Genomic DNA, 19431 nt, shown 5'->3' on the forward strand with positions numbered 1-19431 from the left:
GCGCTCGTCTGCGCGCGCGTCCTCGGACGACGCGAAGCCCGGCGCCTTCTTCTGTGCAAGCGACCGAAGCGCCAAGGCGGCGGCGATGACGAGCGGCTCGTCGGTTGCGTCGCGCGATGCGAGCTTGCCCCACGCCTCCGCAAGGGGCATCACTCCCTTGCCGATGTGAGCCGCGATGAGGTAAAACGCAGCTGCAGAGGCGATCGAGTCCCCAACTTTCGCGCGGGCGGCGAGGTCGGCCGCCACCGATTCCGCGCGGCGGTGGTCCTCGTCGTTTCCCAGGCAGGAGGCGACGAGCAGCAATCGCGAGCGCGATTCGGGGTCGATGCTGCGCGAGAAGGCGAACTTCCGCGCGAGGAACAGCGCGCAGGCGGCATCGTCGAGCGCGGCCAAACGCACCGCCTCGTCGGCAGCGAGAAGAATCCGGTTTTGACGCGCGTTCTTCCCGGCGTAAACGAACAGCTCGTGAGCAGGCTTGAAGCACGCCGCCGAGAGGAGATCGGCACCGTGGGCGGCAAGCCAGCTCGCGCAGGCGGGCTTCGTCGCAAGATAGCGGACGATGGCGCACGCCCGTGCAGCAGCCCCGCGTTCGAGGAGCATCGCCGCGATGCACGCCGCAAGCTCGCTCGCGTCCCCGCACGTCGACCCGTCGACGACCCGATCCACCGCCCGCGAGAAGCCCTGGGCAAGCACGGGGATATCGATGGCGATAGCATCGAAGGAGTCTTCCCGAACGCAGACGCCGAGGAATGGATAGTCCTCCTCTATCAGGGAAAACGCCTCGCTCGCATGACGCGCGCCCACAAGCGGGACAAGCTCGGAGAGGCTCCCCTCCACCATCACCAGCATGAGAAACGCCGCGAGAAGAACGCTTGCGGGCGGCTCTTCGGCGGCCATGCCCGCGACGAGGCGGCCTCCGTCGTCTGACCCCCACGCAACGCACGCCGCGCGGCACTTCGCATGCGGGGAGCCCGTCGCCCGCGCAGTGCGCTCCATCTCCTCGTCAGTAAGCAAAAAGCGGCGCGCAGAGAGTTTCACCCTGTCGCGATGCAAATCGGAATAGGCGTCACAGGTCGGCGCGCACGTTACGAGGACCTCGTTTCCCGCCGCGAGCAACTCGTCGACGACCTCGGAAAACGCCTCGACCCGCGAGGCGTCCATGCGCGGTAGGTCGTCGAACACCACAAGCGAGCCCGCGCCGCCGAGCTCGGCCACGCGCGATGCGATGATGCCGGCGTCAAGGTCGCGCAGGAAGCACGGGCTTTCGCAGTTGACCCAGAACGTTCGCCTGAACGAGAAGACGACCTGCGCATATTCCGCAGCAACCGTCGACTTGCCGAAGCCTGTGGGAGCGACGAGGAAACGAGCGACGTCGCGAGAGCGCAGAAGATCCGCTATGAGATGTGGGCGGGAATGGACCACGGAAGTGGCGACGTTCTTGGGGCGGCGTCCCTTGCATGAGCACGACATCAGAAAGTCGGACATTGGTGTCCCTCTCCCAAAAGCAAAAGCCGCAGTCGGCAAGTCTACGCGCCAAGCCGAGGCGCCGCCATACCGTATGTGCGAAAGGGACCTTAGCACCCGCGGGCGCTTTTCGGCTTTGTGTCCCGAAAAGAACCCTGGCACATGCCGCCCCGAAAGCGCGAAAAGCCTGCAGCGCGCCTTCTGTCGGCGCACTGCAGGCAACTAAAGCGAATTGGGAAGATACCGAAGAAAACAGCGCACGGCCAAGCGCATTTCAGCGGACGATTGGGCGCGGTTTAGGCGCGTTTGCGCCGGGTTCCTGCTGGGCCCTTGCCGCCCGCTCGCCGCATTCCCGTCGCGTTCGCGCCGCGTTCCCGCCGATTTCCTGCCAGGTTTTTGCCTACTTCTTGGGCAGAAGCTTCGAGATGCGGTCGGAGTACTCGACGTCGCAAAGCCCCGCTTCCTTCGCCAAATCAAGCACGGGGGCGTCGTTCCAGAGCTCCTCGAGGCGATAGTACTCGCGCGTCTCGGGTTGGAAGACGTGAACGACGATCTGGCCGTAGTCGAGCAGCGACCACGATCCGTCCTGCGTTCCCTCGATGTGGAAGGGCTTCACGCCGCCCTTGTCGCGCAGGTCCTCCTTGATGGCGTCGACGATCGAGTTCACCTGGCGGCTGTTGGACGCCGTGACGATCACGAAGAAGTCGGTCTCGCCGACAAGCTCCGCCACGTCCTGCACGAGGATGTCGGTCGCCTTCTTCTCGTCGGCCGCCTGGGCGGCGATGATCGCGAGCTCTCGCGAGGTTTTCTGTTCGTTAGCGCTCACTTGCGCTCCTTTCGCTTTGCGTTTATGTACGGTTTCTCGTTTTTCACCGCGTAGGCGTTCCATATTTCCACCGTGCGCGGATGCAGCGTCTTTCCTTGCTCGATGATGAGGATCGTCCAGTACCCGAGCACTGCAACGTAGAGCTCCTCGAGCGTCACGCGGCCGATTTGGGCACGCAGCTCGTCGACGCGCCCGAAACGGCGGTTCGGCTCAAGCGCGTCGGCACAGTAGAGTACCATATCGAGCGGCGTCATATCGATCTCGCCCGTGGTGTGGCGCTCGATTGCCTGCAGAATGCCCGCGGGGATTGCGGGGAACTTGCGCCCGAGCGCCGCAGCAGCCGTCGGGCCGTGCAGAAGGCGCGGCTGGTGCTCCAAAATCCATGGGTTCACTTGAAGCCCCAGCTCGCGAGCGCGCTCGCGGATTTCTTCGTCGTCGTAGGCCTTATCCCAGTCGTGCAAAAGGCCTGCAAGCCTGGCCTCGTGCACGTCGACCCCGTAGGCCCGCGCGAGGATCTCTGCCTCCTCGACCACGCCCATCACATGGGTGAAGCGTTTCTTGCTGACGCGCTGCTCGAGCTCCGCCCTGCGCTCACAGAAGAACGCCTCGCCGAGCACCTCGGCAAAATCGCCGCCGCTTTCCTTCCCCACCGTTTAACGCTCCTTTCGGTACAGGCCATGCTCGCATACGTAATCGCGCACGCGCGACATGGTGAGGTATCTGATCGATTTGCCCTCGCTGACGCGGCGGCGCAGGTCGCTTGAGGAGACCGATAGCCCCGTGACCTCGAGAAAGTCCACTGTGAAGGGACTTTTCTCGAAGGTGGCCCGCATCTCGTCGTCAAGCGTATACCCTGGGCGCGTCACGGCGACGAACCGTGCGAGCCCCGCAACCGCCTCGCTTTCGTGCCAGCGGAAGATTTTCGCGACCGCGTCGGCACCCGTGATGAACACGAGTTCGACGTTGTCGGGATAGTGCGCACGCAGCTCGCGCAACGTGTCGACGGTGTAGGTGTCGCCACCGCGCTCGATCTCCATCGCGCTCACGTCGAAAGCGGGATTGCTCTCGGTCGCGAGGCGGCACATGGCAAGCCGGTCGTCCGCGGGCGTGACGTCGCGGTCGCGCTTGAAGACGGGGCTGCCGGCGGGAATGAACACCACCGCGTCGAGCCCGTACGCCTCGCGCACCTGCTCGGCGCAGGCCAGATGCCCGATGTGGATGGGGTCGAAGGTGCCGCCCATGATTCCCAGCCGGGCAGGCGCGCCATCCGCCCCCAGGTTGTCGAGCCCCTCGCTCACGACGGGCGAACGGCGCGAGGCCACCTCACCAGGAAGCGAGACCGCCTGGGCTCGGCACGGAGTCGCTCGGCCGGGCAGAGGCGCGCGCACGCTCGATTCGCTTGCCAGCGTTTCCTCCCCCATGCGCTAGGACCTCACCTGGCCGTCGCCTCGCAGCACGTACTTGTACGAGGTCAGCCCATCAGTCGCGAAGGGGCCGCGCACGTGCAGCTTCTGCGTGGAGATGCCGATCTCGGCGCCGAGGCCGAACATGCCGCCGTCCGTGAAGGCCGTCGAAGCGTTCGCGTAGACCGCCGCCGCGTCGACCTCGTTTAAGAAGCGCTCGATCGCCGAAGCGCCCGCAGGATCACCTGGGTTCGCCACGATGGCCTCCGAGTGCATCGTGCCGTAGCGGTTCACGTGGGCAATGGCCTCGTCGACGCCCGCGACACACTTCACCGCGATTTCGGGCCCTAAATATTCGGTTTCCCAATCCTGCTCGCTCGCACGGTCGACGCGCAGCGCGCTTTGCCCCTGCCCGCGCAAGGCCCCTGCGGCAAGCGCAGCCTCGCAGGCCAGCTCGTCGGCATGGATCGCCACCCCGCGATCGGCCAGCTCGGAGAGCGCCTTGGGAAGAAAATCGGCCGCGATGGACACATCGACGAGCAGCGTCTCGCAGGCGTTGCAGACCCCGAAGCGGCGGCACTTCGCGTTCACGAGGATGTCGCGCGCCATGTCGAAGTCGGCGGATTCGTGCACGTAGACGTGGCAGTTTCCCGTTCCCGTCTCGATGACGGGGACCTTGGCCGTCTCCACACAGTGGCGGATGAGCCCCGCCCCGCCGCGAGGAACGAGCACGTCGATCAGGCCGTGGAGCCCCATGAGGACATCGGTCGCCGCGCGATCGGTCGAGGCGACGATGCCGATCGAGCCCTCGGGCATGCCCGCCTGCTCCGCCGCAGCCGAAAGGACGCGCGCGATGGCAGCACACGAGCGGGCCGCCATCGACCCGCCGCGCAAGATGCAGGCGTTTCCCGACTTCAGGCAGATGCCGGCAGCGTCGGCGGTCACGTTCGGGCGCGCCTCGTACACGACGGCGACGACGCCTAAGGGGACGCTTACGCGCTCGAGGCGGATTCCCGACTCGAGGGTGCGCTGCTCGAGCGTGCGCCCGAGCGGGTTGGGAAGCTCGGCTAGGCTCTCGAGCGCGGCGGCCATGTCCTCGATGCGCGCGTCGGTGAGGAGCAGCCGGTCGATGAGGCTTTCCTTCGTGCCTTTCTCGCGTGCGGCAGCCACGTCGGCCGCGTTCGCCTTAAGAACCTCGGGCGCGCATTCGCGCAGCGCTTGGGCCATGGCGCGCAGGGCGCCGTTGCGCTCGTCGTCGCTCGTCTGGGCCAGGCGCACGCTTGCCGTGCGAGCCCGCTTGGCGAGCATCTCAATCTCTTCGTACATGCCTGAACCTTTCTCTCGCCCGTTCCCCTCGGTTATCCCAGCTCACTGGGTGGTTCTCAATCGCTACTCGAAGGCAATCAGCTCGTCGCGGTGGATGACCGGCTTGTCGGCGAACGCCGCGAGCAGGCGGTTGCGCTCGAGCTCCTCGCGCGTGCGTCCGCAGGCAAGCTCCACCTCGTCGCTCGAGAACGCCGTGCGGCCGCGGGCGATCACGTGCCCCGTCGCGTCTTTCACGTCGACGATGTCGTCGTCGTTGAAACGCCCCTCGACACGCGAGATGCCCACCGACAGAAGCGAGCTGCCGCGGTGGAGCAGCGCGTTCTTCGCGCCGTCGTCGACGATGAGCGAGCCGCGAGCGGAGTCGCCGAGCGCGATCCACAGCTTGCGCGGCGTGATCTCGTGCGGACGCTCGCTCGCCGAGAAGCGCGTGCCGATACGGTCGCCGAAAGCTGCGCGCACGATGGCATCGGGGGCGTGGCCGAGGCAGATGGTCATGGGAATGCCCGCCGCCATGAGCACGCGCGCGGCCTTGATCTTGGTGATCATGCCGCCCGAGCCGACGACGCTTCCCGCGTCCCCCGCGACGCCCATGATGCTCTCGTCGATGCGCTCGACGCGCTCGATCAGGTGCGCGCCTTCGACCTTCGTCGGGTTCGCATCGTAGAGCCCGTCGATGTCGGAGAGGATCACCATGAGCTCCGCCTCGACAAGGCATGCCACGAGCGCCGCGAGCGTGTCGTTGTCGCCAAAGCGAATCTGCTCGACTGACACCGTGTCGTTCTCGTTCACGATGGGCACGACCCCCATCTCAAGCAAGCGGGAAAGCGTGTCGCGCGCGTGGAGATACGCCGTGCGGTCGGCTGTGTCGCGCCTGGTCAAAAGTACGAGCGACGTGGTAATCCCATGTTGGACGAACGCGCGGGCATAGCCTGCCGAAAGCGCGCTCTGCCCTACCGAGGCCGCTGCCTGCAAGCTCGGCATGTCGGTGGGCCTCCGCTCGATGCCGAGCGCCTCGAGCCCGCACGCAATGGCCGCGCTCGTCACGATGATGGGCGAGAAGCCCGCCTCGCGCACCTGCGCCACCTGGCGGGCGACGTCGTCGAGGAACGCGTAGTCGATCTTGCTCTCCGACGTAGTGAGCGTCGAGGAGCCGATCTTGACCACGAGCGGGCGCAGGTGGGCGGCAAGCTGCCCCTCGCGGGCGTCGCGCGACTCGCTGCCCTCATGCGTCTCGCGGGCGCCACAGCCCTCGCCCGCTGCGGAAATGTCGATCCTGGCCTCGTCCATTAGATGTCAAGCTCCTCGAACGCGTCGTCCGCCGTCGCCGACTCGAACTCGAAGGCGCGCCCCACGATGCGGATCTCGTCGCCGTTGCGGGCGCCCGCCTTCGCGAGCGCATCCTCCACGCCGATGCGCTTGAAGCGGTGCTGCAAGAAGGCGATGGCGTCCTCGTTTTCCCAGTCCGTCTGGATGACCATGCGCTCGACCTGGCCGCCCTCCACACGGAAGACACCGTCGGAGAGCTTGCGCACGGTGAAGCGTCGGTCGCGCATCTCGCGCTTGTGTTCCCACACGTGATCGAATTCCGGCTGGTCGGCGGCTTGCGCGCGCGCTTCCTCGCGCAGCTCGTGCACCTTCGTCGCGATGGCGGCCTTGAGCGAGTCGACACCCTTGCCCGTAAGCGCGCTGATGCAGTAGAGCTTCGGGTCGATGGGGCTGTCCGCGAACTCGTCACCGCCGGCCGCGGCGATGGAGTCGGCGCGCACGCGCTCAGCGAGCTTCTTGCAAACTTCCTCGGTGCCGGGGACGTCGATCTTGTTGGCCACGACGATGCGCGGGCGGGACGCGAGGTCGCTCGCGTACAGCTCGAGCTCGCGGTTGATCACCTCGTAGTCGTTCAAGGGGTCGCGCCCCTCATAGTCGCCCGTGAGGTCGACCACGTGCACGATAAGCGCGGTGCGCTCGATGTGGCGAAGGAACTCGTGCCCAAGCCCGCGCCCCTCGTGCGCGCCCTCGATAAGGCCGGGGACGTCGGCGCAGACGAAGCTTAGGTCACCGCTCGTCGCCACGCCCAAATTCGGGACAAGCGTCGTGAACGGGTAGTCGCCGATCTTCGGCCGTGCCGCCGAGATCTTCGAGATGAGCGAGGATTTCCCCGCCGAGGGCATGCCCACAAGCGCGGCGTCGGCCATAAGCTTCATCTCGAGCTCGACCCATTGGTCCTGCGCCGGCTCGCCCAGCTCGGCGAACGCGGGAGCGCGCCTGGTCGAGGTGACGAAGTGCACGTTGCCGCGGCCGCCGACGCCGCCAAGCGCCACGGTGATGCGCTCGCCGTCGTGCGTGAGGTCGGCAATGAGCTCGCCCGTTTCCTTCGTTTCCTCGAAGTACTCGTGGACCACCGTGCCCACGGGCACCTTCAAGATCATGTCCTCGCCGTCGGCGCCGCGCATGCGCGAGCCCTTGCCGTGCGTGCCGCGCTCGGCCTTGAAGTGGTGCTTGAAGCGGTAGTCGATCAGCGACGAGACGCCCAGGTCGGCCTGGATGACGACGTTGCCGCCGTGACCGCCGTCGCCGCCGTCGGGGCCGCCTTTGGGGACGTGCGCCTCGCGACGGAAGGACATGCAGCCCGCGCCGCCGTCGCCGCCTTTGACGTATATGCGTACCTTGTCTACGAACATGGGGGATCCTTCGCTGCCAGGGCGGGCATCATGTACGCCCGCGTTGTCTGGATTGTAAACGAAAGGCGCCCTCTGATATGCAGGGGGCGCCTCGAAAACCGACTATCTATGCTGATTGCGCGGTAGCGTGCTATTCCTGTGCCTCGGCATCGGGGCGGACATGCACGCGACGCTTCACGCCGCGAGTGAACTCAAGGGTGCCGTCGCACAGCGCGAACAGGGTGTCGTCCTTGCCGCGGCCGACGTTCTCGCCGGGATGGAACTTGGTGCCGCGCTGACGAACGATGACGTTGCCGGTGCGAACATGCTGACCGCCGAACATCTTCACGCCGAGTCGCTGTGCGTGAGAGTCGCGACCGTTACGGCTGGAGCCTAAGCCTTTCTTATGAGCCATGGTGTATGCCTCCCTTTATCTATTCGGCGACAGCGGTGCCGACGGACTTGATTTCCACGCGAGTGAGCTGCTGGCGATGGCCGCGCAGCTTCTTGTAGTTCTTGCGCTTCTTGAACTTGAAGACGAGAACCTTCTCGCCCTTGAACTGCTCGATGACAGTTGCGACCACCTTGGTGGCAGCGGCCTTGGCAGGATCTGCCTCGACGGTCTCGCCGTCGACGACGCAGATGACAGGAAGCTCGACCTCAGCGCCCACCTCGGCATCGAGCTTCTCGATGTTGATGCGGTCTCCAGGGGCAACCTTGTACTGCTTGCCGCCCGTTTTCACGATTGCGTACATTCACTTCTCCTTATGCGAAATAACTGCATGCGATAACTTTGAAGCGTGGCCGTAGCAAGACTCCGAGGAGCGCATATGCACCGCCTCCGCGTATCATCGCACTTATTCCCGATTGCGCCATCCTTAGCGCAACCTGTTGAATGATACCAGAACTCATGGCTACGCGCGAGCGCGTTGCATGGATTTTTCATGAGAAAGCATGAAGGCTTCACTCCCTGCGAAGGCGCCGGACGCATACGGCCGCAAGCCCGAGACCACCGAGCACAAGGGCGAACAGCGGTGCTATCGGCACGACATCGCCTGTTCCGGAAAGCGAACGTCCATCGTCGGGAGCCCCAGGTGCCTCAGGAACAGTCGGGACATCGGGAGTTTCAGGTTTATCGGGAGTCTCAGGGTTGTCGGGAGTCTCAGACCCTTATTATCCGAGGGGGGTCATGCCAGAAATCGGGTGGTTTTCATCAACACGGGAAGAGGACGCGGGAAGAAGAGGGCACTGCCGAAAGCTGTGATGTCGCTGACCTGGCCTTATGCTTGCGGCCGTTCGCGGCGGCCAAGTGCGAGTGGCGAGAAGCGCCCGGCGAGAGCCCTCCAGGGGCCTCACGTTGATGAAAACCTCCCGATTTCTGGGAGGTCTCCCCTGCTTTCCTGCCACGGAAGTTCGCAGGGGTAGCGATTGCGCGGGCGAGCGCGCGTGTCGAGCCGAACAGCGCCGCGCGGGCGAAAGCGCGCGATCGACCGGGCGATCGAGGCCGCGCGTCAGGGTCGGACCGCGCAAGCGACGCGGATAGCGCTAGGGCCAAATCGTGTATTCGGGCGTTATATCGATGTAGCCCTCGCCTGGGGCGTCATTTGTCGGAGTAATGGCATCGCCCACCCAGATACCATCGAGCACCTCTTCACCGTTCCGCTTCAAACGGCCAGTGTCGCCCAGCAAGGCAGGCGTCACGTCTTCGAGGATGTCAACGCCATCGACGGTGCAAAGGAGGCGTCCGCTAAACCTGTCGAGATATTCCCTGCGCGTTTCGTTGACGACATAGCGGTAAACGACGGCCTCCTGGTCGAGCGGCCCCGTGTAGGGATGCAGGTATTCGCCCTCGGGGTCATCTTCGGTTGGCAGATACCACTCGCATCCCTTAAAGCAGGCGAACAGGGAGCCAACGTCCTCCCCGTGGTCCTCGACATAGTCGCGGGGGTTCTCTGGGAAATACTCCGCCATCTGGGCGAGCCCCTTGCCCTCGCAATCCGCCAAAACCGTGTAGTCGCTCACGTAGGCGACGAGGTCTCCGTGCCAGCGGTCGGCGAGCAACGTGAGCGCAACGTCAGTTCGATCGTTGGGAAAACGGCAGTTCTCCAGCATCTTCACCCCATAGCGAAATGGCATGTTGCCAAGATGCTCCGTCTTCGTTGCGTTCACCCATGCATAGTACGCGCCCATTGATCGCTCCTCTCTTAGCGGCGGAAATCGCTTATCTATCGCTGCTAAGCACCTCTAGTCCATCTGCCCTATCACCTCGAGTAGATCATCGTATGTTGCCACGTTGTGGTATCGCACATCGTCAGTCGACATCTCGTTGAAGAGCTTCTTTGCGCAGGCAATCTTCGCGTTTTCCACGCCAGAGAGTTCCATCGTGTCCATGGTTCCCTTGGTCTCGGCGACGAAGAACACATGGCGTACACTGCCTTCCTTGAAGGCAATCGCCCAGTCGGGCGCGTAGTTGCCCACCGGCGTTGGAATCTGGAACGTGCGCGGCAGCTTGGCGTAGACCGAAACTTCGGGAGCGGCGTCCATGTCCTCGGCAAATCTGCGCTCGCCGTCGGAGTCGGGGAACACGAACCGCTGGATGTTCTTCTTCGCCTCGTATGCCTTGCTCGCGTTGTCGGGCATGCGCTCGGTGAATATCGCAGTGTCGTAGCAACCGTCAATCTCGTGGTAGCTGATGTGCTCAACGACCATCGTCGCCTTCTCCGACACGATGAGCGCAGCGGCCTTCTTGATGAACTCCTCGGGGTTCACCTGGAAAAGATCGAACACGGTGGCGTCGATTCCCGACAAAATCGCCGCAGCGCTCCTGCGCGTGATGGCGGCGGCCTGCGCCACCTCGCCCACGAGGTCGTATGCGACGTTGACGGGAGCCGCGCCCGCATCGACGTCGTGGACCTCGGAGGCCGTCCTATCGAACGACGCACCCCGCTCAAGCTCATCGCGGCGCGCCTCTATCCTTTGGTTGCCCAAGGTCAAGACGTACTGCAACCTGTTCACGCGCAAGTCGGAGTTGATGCGCGCGATAGCCTTGCGGCGAAGCTCGTCGTCTGAGAAACTCACGGTGTAGGCATGCTTGCGATTGATTCGACCCCATAGTTCCTTGAACTCGTGCTTGGCGAAGTTGTCGGTCAAGGCGTTCTCGCAGACCTTTTCCTCAGCGCGGCCGATCATGCCGTCAAGCGCATGTTCGTCGTAAACGCTTTTGACCATGGCCTCGACTGCCTTGGCATGGGGCTCGTCAGCGATATCATCAGGGAGCTTCATAATGAAGTGCTCAACGAACCCCCCGGCCCCGGAGACCTTGCGAAAAGCATCCGTAGGCATGTCGTCGTCATCGATAAAGTCCTCTTTGTAGAGCGCCATGTACACGCGCTTCGATTGCTCAGCGGTAAACGCAATCGTCTCACCGTCGATCACGAAGTCCCCGCTCGAGAACAAGCCCATATCGACCTTCTTCGGACGCTCGCGTAGGCTCTTGCCGATGTCGGTCTGCAGGTCCTTTACGAACGTCTCGTAGCTCTCCGATGCGATTACGGTGAGCAGGTTCACGCGATGAACCTCGTCCATGCCCAGCAGCGCCGCGTCCTGACGATTGCCCTTCTGGTCGACGGCAAGGCGCATGCCGCGGCCGACCTCTTGGCGCTTGGACGTCTCGGAGCCAGACTCCTTGAGCGTGCAAATCTGGAAGATATTCGGATTGTCCCAGCCTTCGCGCAGCGCTGAGTGGCTGAAGATGAAACGCACCGGCTCGTCAAAGGAAAGTAGGCGCTCCTTGTCGCGCAAAATCAAGTCGTAGGCGCGCTTCGCGTCGTCGTCGTTGATACCGATGCCGTCCTCGCGTTCGGACTTCTTCTCGGCCTTCGATTCGACGGCGTTGCCCTTCTTGTCGATGGAGAAGTATCCGCTGTGCACCGAATGCGCATCGAAGCGCCCAAGGTACTGCGCGTACGACGGATCAAGAACGTCGTCTGCCGTTGGATGTTTCAGCCTGTCATCGACAATGGCAGAATACTCTTCCTCGAACACTTTGCCGTAACCCACGGTCCCACCATTACCGGAAAGATCACGGTACTTCGCAACCTCATCGATGAAGAAAAGGGAGAGGCACTTGATACCGCGGCGGAACAGCGCCTCTTCCTTCTGCAGATGACTCTTAATGGTCTCGCGAATCTGCACGCGCTGCATGTCGCCAGCGGCGGAATCGTTATAGATGTCACCGATGAAGACGCGCCCGTCATCGCCGATGCCTCTATCGAGAAATCGCACATAGCCGGGACGCCCATCCTGCGGAGGAACGATGCCGTCGTTTCCGCTGGCTATAGTGTAGCTGCGATAGGCTTCCAGGCGCGTGGAACCGCTCGCCTCGTAAATACTGTCGCCTTCCAAGAAACGCTGGGTCTTCTTGCGCACCCTACCGCCAGCACCCATGCACTCGAACTCGATGACCGCCTCAGGCGCCTTGTTCTTGTACACAAGGATGTCCTTCAGATACAGGTACCCGTCGGTTCCGCGCATGTTCTTGAGTGTGAAACCCTTCACCTCGATTCGCTTCACGAGCTTCTGGTTGTAAGCATCCAAAGCATCGAGCGCGTACACCAGATCATGCTTCTCTTTGTGCGTGGCGGAGTAGCCCAACACGAACAGCGGCTTGAACTGCGCGATGCCCTTTTGCGTGGCACCACCCTTCTTCCCCATCTTCTGAGGCTCGTCGACGATGACGATGGGGCGGTTAGCCGCTATGACGTCGATGGGCCTGCGGCTACCGAACTCGTCGCGCTCGTCGAAGATGATGCGCGCCGCCTTGTTCTTGGCGCCCTCCTTCATCGAGGCATTGAACGCCTGCATGTTGATAATCATGCAGTTGATGTCATTTGACTGCGAGTAGGTGTCCAACTCGGTCAGGTTGTCCGAGTCGTAGATAAAAAACCTGATCTTCTTATGGTACTGGGCGAAGAAGTGCTCTTGCGTGTTCTCCAGGCTCTTTGCGACGCCCTCGCGGATGGCGACCGATGGCACCACGATGATGAACTTGCACCAACCGTATAAGCGGTTGAGCTCGAACATTGTCTTGGTGTAGACGTAGGTTTTGCCGGTGCCCGTTTCCATCTCCACGTCCAGCTGACATGCGCCCATTCCGTCGAACAGGCTCGACGACTCATGCAGCTGGTTGCGGCGCTGCACGGCACGAACATTGGCCAGGATGTCATCGCGATTGAGCGCGACAGGCGCGTTGGCATAACCCTCCTCGGCACCTTGCGAGAAGGCGAAGCCCGATTCCATACCCAAATGGCGTTTCGCGGTGCCCAAATCGCGTAAGTATATTGCTGCACCCTGGTTGGGCTGCCCCTCGAAGACCGAGGTCACCGCGTCTGCAGCGTCGGTTTGGTACTGTTGTACTTTGAATTTGAACTTCATCTACGCATCATCCCCATTGGGCAAGGGATGCCCCTCGAACTCGCGTCGAGTACTCTCCATCTGCGCCTGCAATTCTTCGACCGAAGGAAGCTCAAATACGTATTTTGATGCGAAAAGCTGTTTACCATCTGCAAGCGACGAATAACGAGCTATAGCCTCGTTTTTTTCCGAGCACAGAATGAGACCAATAGTTGGATTGTCGTCATCATGTTTCTGCAGTGCATCGAACATTCGGATATAGCTTTCCATCTGGCCCACATCAGAGTGCGAGAGCTTACCCATCTTTAAATCGATAATCACATAGCATTTGAGAACTGCGTGGTAAAAAACGAGGTCGAGATAAAAATCATCATCGTCAAACCGCATGAGCTTTTGACGGGCCACAAAGCAAAACCCTGTTCCAAGTTCGAGAAGAAACTCTTGCAGATGATCAATGAGAGCTTGCTCGAGATCGTTTTCATGTAGCGCAGGATAGTTCTTAAGGTCCAAAAACTCGAGTACGTACGGATCTTTGATAAAGTCGACCGGCGCAAGCTGCGACATCCTATCTTGCGCCTCTGCCGCTACAGACTTCCTATCCCGGCTCGCAAGCAAACGCTCGTAATATAACACCGAAATCTGCCGGTCAAGCTGACGTGTGGACCAATGCTCATTGGCGGCCTCATTCATGTACCAAACACGAGCGGACTCATCCTTGATTTTCGAAAGTCTGCGATAATGCGTCCATGTCAATTCGTGACGCAGTGCGTCACGAATCGGAAATGCGAGATAGAACAAACGCATGTAGCGCAAATTGGAAACGTCGAAACCCTTCCCAAAATCGGTGGTCAAGCGCTCAGATAGGCCCTGGATCAACTGGTCGCCATAACGTGCTCGTTCTTCGTAGCCTTGCTCCTCAACAATACTGCGTCCGATTTCCCAATAGGCGCAGACCATAGAGAAGTTGACGGCAGAATAAGCCCTGTGCCGAGCCGTCTTGAGAATACCGATAATTCTGTCGTAGAAGCCTGCTGGTACGATTTCCGATGCGTCCCGCTTCGTCAATTCACTCATTCGTCCTCCTAAATCACCTGGGCGACAGCGTCGGGGCTGTAGGTGCGGAACAGCTCCTCGTAGTTGGCGTGTGTGGCGTCGTCGGCCATGGATGAGTCGCGGATGACGGCATACCAGGGCTTGGCCTTCGCCATCTCCTCGATGGTGTCGGACCCAACGTTCGCATCGAAGCAGGCCGCCAATTTGTCGCCATCAACAAAGAACACCTTCTTGCCGGCGAGCACGCGCTCCTCGATCTTCGCGGAGTACGGGATACCGAGCTTGGGCAGTACCTCGAAGAGCAAATCCAGGTCGGAGCGCCCCTCCTTCACGTTGTCAGCGAAGTCGAAGAGGCTCTCCTGGGCGGTCTCGCCAGGCGTGAGGTAGAAGTCCTTGAAGTTCGAAGAGTCGATGCGCAGCACGCGGAAGCCCAGGTCGGGATAAGGCTTTGGTTCGGCGCCGAGCTCGAGCTGCTTATTGGATTCATCGATTTCATTGGCGATTTTCTCGCCCGCACGGCGGATACGTTCTTCGCCGATCTCAGTCAGCGTGGAGAACTGTCCCGTCGTCTCCTCGGGAATTTGCACAAGCACGAATCGGCGGTCCCCGCCGTCCTCAGCGTTCTTCTCCATGACGGCTTGAGCCATGGAAGCCGAGCCCGAGAAGAAATCGAGCACGGTGCAGTCCTTAGAGGAGGCGATGTCGAGAATGCGCCTCATGAGGCGCACGGGCTTGGGCGTGTCGAAGGGGGCGAAGCCGTCGAAAAGTGCCTTGAGCCGCTTCTTCGCTTCATCGGTATGGCCCACCTCAGCATAAGGCCAGAGATTGGTCGGCATCTTGCCTTCCATCTCGTCGAGATAGCGCTTAACCGCCATTCCGCCCTTGCCGCCACTTGTAAAGTACAGCTGTGGCCAACGCCCTTGGTCGTAGCGCTGGCGTGCCTTTTGGTATGTTTCCTCGGTTGGTTCTTTCAACATCAACGCCTGAACGCCTTGGCGAACCTCATCTGGCTGGATACCGCATATTTCTGCACGCTTCTCCTCATCATGAATATCGCGCCATTCATACTCAGCCCATTCGCTCATCAGACCGAGCATGCTGCACCCGCCGAACGGTCGATGTCGACCGTTCGGCGGGTACAGCAGCTCGCCTGTAAGCGGGTGCTGAATTGCATATACCATCCCCTGATGCGTTACCGCTCCGGGCGCGGACGCATCGCCAGCCTTCCAAGGACGCGGGTCATCATCCGGGCGCGCATATCGCTCATCCATTTCCGCAGTACGCGCCAGCCGGCCTGGAGCCCAATTGGGGGTCTTGGAATATGCGATAATATGCTCGACTTCAGCGGGAATACCCTTGGAGTCGTTTCTCGGTGAATACGTCTTCTGCCAGGCGATATCCCCAACAAAGCACACGGCGCCGAAAACTTCGTCGCAAATCTTACGCAAGTTCGCGCTCTCATTGTCATCGATGCTGATGAAGATGGCGCCATCGCCAGCCAGCAAGTCACGCGCAAGCGTAAGGCGGGGATACATCATCGAACACCAGTCCGAATGGAACCGGCCGTTGCCCTCGGTGTTGGCAACCAGGCGACCGCCATCCTCGTCATAGTCGCCGCTCTCGACATCGTACTCGCCGCGCGTCTTTGTGAAGTCGTCATCGTAGACAAAGTCATGGCCCGTATTGTATGGGGGGTCGATGTAGATGAGCTTAACCTTGCCGGCGTAGGTTTCCTTCAGAATCTTCAACGCGTCCAGGTTATCACCCTCGACATAGAGGTTCTCGGTGGTGTCCCAATCCTTGGACTTGCCAGGCTCGGGGATCATCGTCTTGTAGATGGGGCGGCGCGCCTCAGCCTTGGCCTCGCGCTTGCCGGGCCAAGTGAACTGGTAACGCTCGCGCTGGCCTTCGGCCACATCACCCAAAAGATCGCGCAACGCGTCAAAGTCCACGGCGCGCTCGAGCTCACCGTCGGCGTTTTCCACCTCGGTCACCACCTGCGGGAACAGCTCCGCGATTTTCTCGATGTTCTCGACGGCGCCGTTGGGCGTGCCCATCTCGATCTTTTCCATCTATCTACCTTTCCTCTATAGCGGCGATCTGCCGCTTGAGTTCCTTTGCCTTGTCGAAAAGCGCGTTCTTGCGCGCCACCTGCCGTTCCTTGCGCCCGCGCGCCTCCACGCGCGCCAACTCATCTCGCAGCGCCTTGAGCTTGGCGTCCGTCGCGAAGCGCTCGTCCACGGTTGCGGTTTCGCTGCCCGTATCGCCATACACTACCTGCGAGGCGATTGAGTCCCAAACCCCGTCCATGCTCGTCGCTTTCAGGGTGAGGGAAACATCCTCGACGCTTTGCCATTCTCCCACGGCGATCCTCTTGAGCATCACCGCGAGGCATGCCTCGTGGTCACGGGTACAGACGAACAGCAGCTTATGGGGGTTGGTCTCCGCCACGCACGCGAGCACGGCCTCGGGGACGCGGCGGGCCTTGAGCGCCACTTCCACCACGAGCACCTCGTGCACGCTTTCCCCGTCGGGTATGCCGGTCGTGGAGGTCTTTATCGAGTTCGCGATCACGAAGCGCTCGACGTCGTCGATGAAGGACTGGCGCAGCGCGGCGCTCACCTTCAGGCGGCCGTAGAAGGCCTCCTTGGGTATGCGTCGGCCCACCTCAGTCGTGCTCGGAAGCCCTAGCATCTGGGCCTCACCACCAAAAAGCACACGAGCTCGAAGTCGTCGAGCCCCTCGATGTCGTTCTCCAAGAAGCCCGTCGTGCCACCGGCAAAGAAGCTGTCAATGTCGGACTCCTCCTTGGAGTCCACGATCGACGCCACCGCGTCGCGCAGAAGCCCGGCCTCGCGGCGCATGTCGCGGCCGTTCTTGGTCTCGCGGTTGTAGGCGCGGCACAGGGCCATGTCGGGCTCGGACTTACCGCGGCACAGCATGCGCATGTCGTCGAGCACCGCCTTGGGCTCCAGGTGTCCGTGAGCAACGAATCCATCGGACCCCATGCGAACCACATAGAACGGGTGTAGGTGGTTCGCCCCGTCGCGGTCGATCTTGGTGTTGACGTTGCGCAGCACGAAAATGACGCCGGGCTCGTCGCCCTCCACCACGGCGTTGATGCCGCTCGGAAGCCTGTCGATGTCTGGGTTGTCGCGGTAGTAGCCCACCAGGTCCATGCGGAACTCGTTGAGGCCCAGGTCGGTGATGGAAACGCCGCCCGAGACGTCCTCAAGGTCAACGACCTCGTCGCGCATCTGCTCGAGCTGCTGGCGACGGTACTCCAGGTCCCCCGTCTCGTCGGCGTTGATGCAGTCGTCGTCGCCGGTGGACGTCATCACGGTGATGCGCATGCGCTCCTCGACGCGCGCCTTGAGCTTGATGTACTCGTCAAGCTCCACGTCGGGCCAGTAGTTCACCAGCTGGATGCGGGCGTTCTTCGAGCCGATGCGGTCCACGCGGCCGAAGCGCTGCACGATGCGCACGGGGTTCCAGTGGATGTCGTAGTTCACCAGGTAGTCGCAGTCCTGGAGGTTCTGGCCCTCCGAGATGCAGTCGGTGGCGATAACGATGTCCACGTCGCAGCCGGAAAGCTGCGGCGCCACCACGTCGCGCTCCTTCGACGCGGGCGAGAAGCAGGCGAGCACCTCCTGCATGTGCGGGGGCACGGCCTTTATCGTGCAGGCGCAGCCGTCGCCCGTGACCTTGGCGCACTCGAGGCCGAGCTCGCGCTTCGCGAAGGCGGACACGTTCTCGTAGAGGTAGTCCGCCGTGTCGGAGAACGCGGTGAACACGAGCACCTTGCGGTTGTCCGGGTTGATGGGGCCTTGCGACTTCTCGCGGATCTGCTCGCACAGCTCTATGAGCTTGGCGTCGTGGGCGGGGTCGATGTCGCGCACCATCGAGATCAGGACCTCGATGACGGCGACGTCCGCCTCGATGTCGCGCTCCCAGCTCATCCAGTCCATGTCCTCGACGAGGATCTTCGTGGCGCCGCCCACCTCGAAGCCGCTCTCGTCGTCGGGGTCGAAGTCGAACCCGCCCGGCAGGTCGCCGTCGGCCACGCTGGCGCCCGAGGCCAAGCCCCTGCGGTAGTCGTCTATGGTCTCGAGGGCGGCGTTCATGGCGGCGAGCACGCGCTCGAGAGTCAAGCGGAACGAGCACACCGAGCTCTCCAGGCGCTTGAGCAGGTTCGTCGTCATGAGTCGGCGCACGCCCGTCTCGCGCCCCCCGAGCGTGAGGTTGCCGCCGCCGCCCATCTTCGCGTACTTCTCCATCTTGCTGGGGTGCACGTACGAGCTCGGCGTGTACACGGCGAGCGCGAGGGAGTCGAGCTCCTCGTATATCTCGCGGTAGTTGATCGCGTTCGCCAGCGTCGAGAGCTTGGGGCGCTTCGATATCGGCGGCAGGCGCTTCGGGAAGGGCCCGATGGCGCTCATGTCGTAGTAGCGCTGGATGTGCTTGCGGCTGCGCGCCACGGTCACCTGGTCGAGAACCTCGAAGAAGTCGTAGTCGAGCATGTCGGTGAGGGCTCGTGTCGTCCTCTGCTCGGCGGGCAGCTTCGACCAGCGGGCGTAGACGGTCTGCGCGTTGCGGAAAACCGTCTCGATGTCGTTCTCCAGGCGCAGCTTCTCGGACCAGCCGGTGGGGTCGCCCCAGTACGCCAGGGCGAGCTGGTTGCGCAGGTCGCGGAAGCGGTTGTTCACGGGCGTGGCGGAGAGCATGAGCACCTTGGTCTTCACGCCCTGCTTGATGACCTTCTCCATGAGCAGCTGGTAGCGGTTCATCCTGTCCTCCGACGCCGAGTCGCCGCCGTTGCGGAAGTTGTGGCTCTCGTCGATGACGACAAGCCCGTACGCGCCCCAGTTCAGGCGGTCGAGGGGCAGGCCGGTCTCCGACGTGCCGCGCGTGCGCGAGAGGTCGGTGTGGTAGAGCACGTCGTACTGAAGCCGGTCGCCCGCGATGGGATTGTTCACGACGTTCGAGTTGTAGGTGATCCAGTTGTCGCGCAGCTTCTTGGGGCACAGCACGAGCACGTCCTTGTTGCGGCTCTCGTAGTACTTGATCACGGCGAGCGCGGTGAACGTCTTGCCCAGGCCCACGGAGTCTGCCAGGATGCAGCCGTTGTAGGTCTCGAGCTTGTTGATGATGGCGAGCGCCGCGTCCTTCTGGAAGTCGTAGAGCTTGTTCCAGATAAGGCTTTCGCGGAAGCCCAGCCCCTCGTTGGGCAGCACGTCCTCGGAGACGTCGTCCAAGAACTCGCTGAATAATCGGTAGAGCGCCATGTAGT

At 62.2% G+C, this 19431-nt stretch carries 14 protein-coding genes and 1 pseudogene; all 15 read right to left on the bottom strand.

The window, feature by feature from the left end; translation table 11 throughout:
- A pseudogene (locus Q0G18_RS05840) lies at nt 1-1485 on the bottom strand (hypothetical protein); the annotation flags it as partial.
- 379 nt (nt 1486-1864) lie between these two features.
- Entirely contained in the window at nt 1865-2290 is a 426-nt protein-coding gene (gene rsfS, locus Q0G18_RS05845) for a ribosome silencing factor (RefSeq protein WP_297150638.1), read from the bottom strand.
- Nucleotides 2287-2940, bottom strand: coding sequence for a bis(5'-nucleosyl)-tetraphosphatase (symmetrical) YqeK (yqeK, locus tag Q0G18_RS05850; RefSeq protein ID WP_297150640.1), 654 nt, complete (start codon nt 2938-2940; stop codon nt 2287-2289). The genes rsfS and yqeK overlap by 4 nt, the downstream gene beginning before the upstream one ends.
- Nucleotides 2941-2943: 3 nt before the next feature.
- On the bottom strand, nt 2944-3711 hold the full coding sequence (gene nadD, locus Q0G18_RS05855) for a nicotinate-nucleotide adenylyltransferase (protein WP_297150643.1): 768 nt from the start codon (nt 3709-3711) through the stop codon (nt 2944-2946).
- 3 nt (nt 3712-3714) lie between these two features.
- A complete protein-coding gene (locus tag Q0G18_RS05860; protein WP_297150647.1) occupies nt 3715-5019 on the bottom strand; it encodes a glutamate-5-semialdehyde dehydrogenase in 1305 nt (434 codons plus the stop codon).
- Nucleotides 5020-5082: 63 nt separating this feature from the next.
- Complete coding sequence (gene proB, locus Q0G18_RS05865) at nt 5083-6306, bottom strand: glutamate 5-kinase (RefSeq protein WP_297150651.1); 1224 nt, start codon at nt 6304-6306, stop codon at nt 5083-5085.
- Entirely contained in the window at nt 6306-7697 is a 1392-nt protein-coding gene (obgE, locus tag Q0G18_RS05870) for a GTPase ObgE (RefSeq protein ID WP_297150654.1), read from the bottom strand. Before obgE ends, proB begins: the two co-directional genes overlap by 1 nt.
- A gap of 130 nt (nt 7698-7827) precedes the next feature.
- Nucleotides 7828-8091: a 50S ribosomal protein L27 gene (gene rpmA, locus Q0G18_RS05875; RefSeq protein WP_158048955.1), complete on the bottom strand. Its 264-nt coding sequence runs from the start codon at nt 8089-8091 to the stop codon at nt 7828-7830.
- A 19-nt stretch (nt 8092-8110) separates the two neighbouring features.
- Nucleotides 8111-8431 (bottom strand): 50S ribosomal protein L21, encoded by a 321-nt coding sequence (gene rplU, locus Q0G18_RS05880; RefSeq protein ID WP_158048956.1) that lies wholly within the window; start codon nt 8429-8431, stop codon nt 8111-8113.
- Nucleotides 8432-9221: 790 nt separating this feature from the next.
- Nucleotides 9222-9866, bottom strand: coding sequence for a hypothetical protein (locus tag Q0G18_RS05885; RefSeq protein WP_297150657.1), 645 nt, complete (start codon nt 9864-9866; stop codon nt 9222-9224).
- 54 nt (nt 9867-9920) lie between these two features.
- The gene (locus Q0G18_RS05890; RefSeq protein ID WP_297150660.1) at nt 9921-13109 is read right to left on the bottom strand and encodes a DEAD/DEAH box helicase family protein; all 3189 of its coding nucleotides are present in this window, start codon (nt 13107-13109) and stop codon (nt 9921-9923) included.
- Nucleotides 13110-14162 (bottom strand): PDDEXK nuclease domain-containing protein, encoded by a 1053-nt coding sequence (locus tag Q0G18_RS05895; protein ID WP_297150663.1) that lies wholly within the window; start codon nt 14160-14162, stop codon nt 13110-13112.
- A gap of 8 nt (nt 14163-14170) precedes the next feature.
- Complete coding sequence (locus Q0G18_RS05900) at nt 14171-16213, bottom strand: site-specific DNA-methyltransferase (RefSeq protein ID WP_297150665.1); 2043 nt, start codon at nt 16211-16213, stop codon at nt 14171-14173.
- Between the two features lie 4 nt (nt 16214-16217).
- Nucleotides 16218-16835, bottom strand: coding sequence for a DUF4391 domain-containing protein (locus Q0G18_RS05905; protein WP_297150666.1), 618 nt, complete (start codon nt 16833-16835; stop codon nt 16218-16220).
- A partial coding sequence (locus Q0G18_RS05910) for a DEAD/DEAH box helicase (protein ID WP_297150668.1) occupies nt 16829-19431 on the bottom strand: 2603 nt, incomplete at its 5' end. The genes Q0G18_RS05910 and Q0G18_RS05905, both read right to left, overlap by 7 nt.

The organism is uncultured Ellagibacter sp. (assembly GCF_934636505.1).
GTDB lineage: Bacteria > Actinomycetota > Coriobacteriia > Coriobacteriales > Eggerthellaceae > Ellagibacter.